The organism is Saccharibacillus sacchari, assembly GCF_037722395.1.
In the GTDB taxonomy this organism is placed as follows: domain Bacteria; phylum Bacillota; class Bacilli; order Paenibacillales; family Paenibacillaceae; genus Saccharibacillus; species Saccharibacillus sacchari_A.
The window spans coordinates 1-3,702 of sequence record NZ_JBBKAR010000013.1 but is presented as its reverse complement, the minus strand read 5'-3'; the positions used below and the strand labels follow the sequence as shown (position 1 = coordinate 3,702).

Annotated in this window: 5 protein-coding genes; all 5 read right to left on the bottom strand. The window is 37.0% G+C overall.

Annotation, left to right across the window (positions count from 1 at the left end):
- Window positions 1-485 precede the first annotated feature (485 nt).
- Window positions 486-1,115 (bottom strand): hypothetical protein, encoded by a 630-nt coding sequence (locus WKI47_RS04225; protein WP_340225923.1) that lies wholly within the window; start codon window positions 1,113-1,115, stop codon window positions 486-488.
- A gap of 182 nt (window positions 1,116-1,297) precedes the next feature.
- Complete coding sequence (locus WKI47_RS04220; protein WP_340225922.1) at window positions 1,298-1,906, bottom strand: zinc dependent phospholipase C family protein; 609 nt, start codon at window positions 1,904-1,906, stop codon at window positions 1,298-1,300.
- A gap of 533 nt (window positions 1,907-2,439) precedes the next feature.
- Window positions 2,440-2,817, bottom strand: a complete 378-nt coding sequence (locus WKI47_RS04215) for a type II toxin-antitoxin system death-on-curing family toxin (protein WP_340225921.1) — start codon at window positions 2,815-2,817, stop codon at window positions 2,440-2,442.
- Entirely contained in the window at window positions 2,814-2,987 is a 174-nt protein-coding gene (locus WKI47_RS04210) for a hypothetical protein (RefSeq protein ID WP_340225920.1), read from the bottom strand. The genes WKI47_RS04215 and WKI47_RS04210 overlap by 4 nt, the downstream gene beginning before the upstream one ends.
- A 206-nt stretch (window positions 2,988-3,193) precedes the next feature.
- On the bottom strand, window positions 3,194-3,702 hold a 509-nt coding region (locus tag WKI47_RS04205; RefSeq protein WP_340225919.1), incomplete at its 5' end, for a hypothetical protein.

Below are 3,702 nucleotides of genomic sequence, written 5' to 3'. Positions count from 1 at the left end.
CGTGAATATTCTGTTATATGCTGCCTGTTCTCTTCCAAATTTTATTAATCTTATTCGATCTTTTCCTTCTTCAATTCTATGCTTTCTTTCTGTCTTTCACCATTGGTTTTTTAGCTTTTCCTCTATCTTTTTCAAGTTCCTATTGGTTTAACATGCTTTTCAAACTTCTTTTCTTTATCCGCCTGATCCGAAGCGACACCGTGCTTCCGATTTCAAATCCGGACCTCAGACTTTATCATTTTTAGATCTGTAATATCCTTTGATTCTCAATTTTTATCCTAAACAAAAAACGCCGATCGGGAATTCGGCGCTTCGTAATCTTATTCTTTCCCTCATGGTTTTCCATTCTTTCAGGTTGCATATAACGTTCCCGTATTCACGACTCAGCGCATGCTGAGTGTCCGGTTCCTGCCGGACCAAGGACGAATGTCCGCAGCGTGAATATTATGTTAGCTGATGTAATTCTCTTCTTCGAGTTCATCTAGTCATTCTGATTCTTTAATAAAATTCAAAAAGCTTTGCCCGTACAAACTGATTTTGATATCTTCTCTGTCTTTGTCAGAATCTCCGCTATCGAGATCATTCCATGTTTTACTCACATTTATTAAACCCATATTTTCTAATTTCTTATTGACGCTTCTTGTCATAGCATGTACATCGCTATCTTCAGAATAGTTAATTGTTTCATCTATAGTATTTGCAAAATAAAATAATCTCTTTAAATCAAAATATCTCAATGTTCTTAATGTATCGTAAAAATTTATTATTACAGATTCGTTGCTGTTCTCTTCAATAAATACATTTTCGAAGCCGTTAAGAATTAAATTTATCTTAGCTTCTTCATGTTCTTCAAATAGATCGCAAAAAATTATAGGAAAAATTCTCTCGCTAATGTATTCAGACGTCAATAACGAATCTGCTGCCAATTTAGCTATCTTATCAATTTTATTTTCATGTTCTTTCATTCTTCGTACTACACGATTAATTTTAACCGTTTGTACCATCCTACCTATATATGGAGCATATTCGATTGTAGTTTCTAACATTCCGCCGAAATAATTATTTATTTTTGTACCTGTATCAATTATCTTCAAAAATAAGTCTTTTGAATCCATTATATTATTTCCCCCTCTGTTTTGATTTCAAATTATTTCAGCTAACGTTCCTGTATTCACGACTCGACGCATGTCGAGTGTCTGGCGACTGCCAGACCAAGGACGAATGTCCGCTGCGTGAATATTATGTTAGATGTTGTCCGTGTCTCCTCTGAATCCGCTAATGGTCCTATTCTTCTTACTCACATATATTTCTTTAAATTCATTATTCCCACATTTACTGATGTTTCGATATATCCTTTGATCTGTATAAAACTAAAGACATTCAGTGCTCCATTTGCGTCTTGTTCTTTATATTCCATATCTCCTAATACATGAGGAACGAATTCGAGTGCATCACGAGATTTTACTTCATCCAAATCCATAACTTCACTGGCTTTATTTAGGATTGCATTTCTCATTTCATCCGTACATCCATAATGCTCTAACAACTTTCCATTCAGTAATTTAAAATCATTATGGTAAAGTGGATAAACTCCCGGATCTTCCTCCATTCGATTTCTCAACCAAGGCATATAAAATCCCTTCATCCACTGTTCATCTGCAATTAAATGGGCAAAATAACCGAGTACATACTTGTTATTTGAATACGAGTCGTACTTATCTAAAAATTCTTGATAGTCTATATGCCTTGTAAAGTTCTGATGTTCGCCTCTGTAGAAGTGAGACTCGTCTTTTGTCGCAACCGCATCTGGAGCAACGCTACCTAGTAAAAACGAAGTTCTATCTTCAATATTTAATCTTTCGGCAATTTTATGACCGATAAGTAAATGCATGATTCTGGATCCCACAATATAAATCACTCCATAGTAATTTGATCTTTATGCTCTTATAGGGATTACATATAACGTTCCCGTATTCACGACTCGACGTATGTCGAGTATCTGGCGAATGCCAGATCAAGGACGAATGTCCGCAGCGTGAATATTTTGTTAGATGTCGTGAAATCGACGGGCTTCTCTGCTTTCTCCCGCAAACTCACATCCAGTCTGCTTCCGGACGGAAGCGCACCTTCTCCTTCAGTCAATCCGCATTCCTTATTCATGGATCAGTTTCCGTATGGAAACGTACACTCTTTGGCGCTTCTACACTTCTAATCCAAGATTCGCGTGAACCCACTTCCCGTTCTCTTCATGCTTTCCCTATCCTTGTTCTTCCGTCGTATTTCATGTTCGTATAACGTTCCCGTATTCACGACTCGACGTATGTCGAGTATCCGGCGAATGCCGGATCAAGGGCGAATGTCCGCAGCGTGAATATGATGTTATACGTAGTACCGGTCTTCTTTAAATATTCAAGCAGATATAGAATAAGACACCGAGCTTCATTCCCGATGCCTTATCATCCATTCCTCAATATCTTTTTCATTTAATTTTCCTTCTGCTGTTCCTAATCCTAATTGAACGAGTTCATCTTGACTATATCGAATAGAATACCCATTCAATCGAAGCAAAAGTAGCATAACCGCTATTCCAATACGTTTATTTCCATCCACGAATCCATGGTTTTTGATTAAGGAGAACGTCACGACAGAAACTTTCCTTGTTAGCCCTGGGTACAATTCTTCGCCACCAAAGGTCTGTTCAGCTTTACTCAATGCGCTTTCCAGCAATCCTTGATCTCGAACTCCATCCGCCCCACCCGTTACCTTCATGATCTTTTGATGATAGATCAGCAATTGGTCAATCGTAATCGATTTCATTTAGCGAGTTCTTTAAGCGCTTCTAAATTCTCGTTAATGATGTCGTCCATCATAGATTCGGTTTGAGATGCATTTTTTGTCTTTAGAAACTCTACGAAATCAATGACTTCTATTTGTTTTTCTTGGGGTAAAGATAAAAAGTCGTTAATCAATTTTTGTTCCAGGCTCATGATGAATCGCCTCCCATTCTTACTTCACAGTATAACTCAAAAGGTTAAATCAATTAACTCTTTATCTGGTCTAGTTTTTAAATATGTTTTTCCGGTATTACGTATAACGTTCCTATATTCACGACTCGACGCATGTCGAGTATCCGGCGAATGCCGGATCAAGGGCGTATGCCCGCAGCATGAATATTATGTTAGACGGAGTTCTGCTATTCTTTAATTCGCCCTATATGCTCTTTATATTTACTTAGTTCGTTTACTGCTTCTTCACAAACAATCTTTACGTCTCCATATATTCCTTCCAAGGCTAAATAATAGGCATCATCTAACCGATTTAACGAGTCCGATAGATCTTCATCTAAAACAATCTCACTTTCTTGATAATGCAAGCTAGATAGATAAGTAAAGAATTCTTCTTCTGTAGTTCTCTCGGTTTCAAAATCATTTACTAGTTCTCCTAACAGTTGATAAAGGGGTTCTTGTAATATCTCTTCTCCATATATCTGTTTGAGCTTCGATGCTATATCTACCGAGGGTTTGTTACCAGACAAGGAAATCTCAATCAATTCGTATGGAAACTGCTCATTTTCTGCAATCATTCGATCTGCCCAAGTAAGGATATCTTTCTTAGTAAAATAGCCAATGACTAATCCTATATAGTAGTATCTTGATAATTCTTTTATTTTTTTCATGGTTATCCTCGGTTTTAGAATTTCGT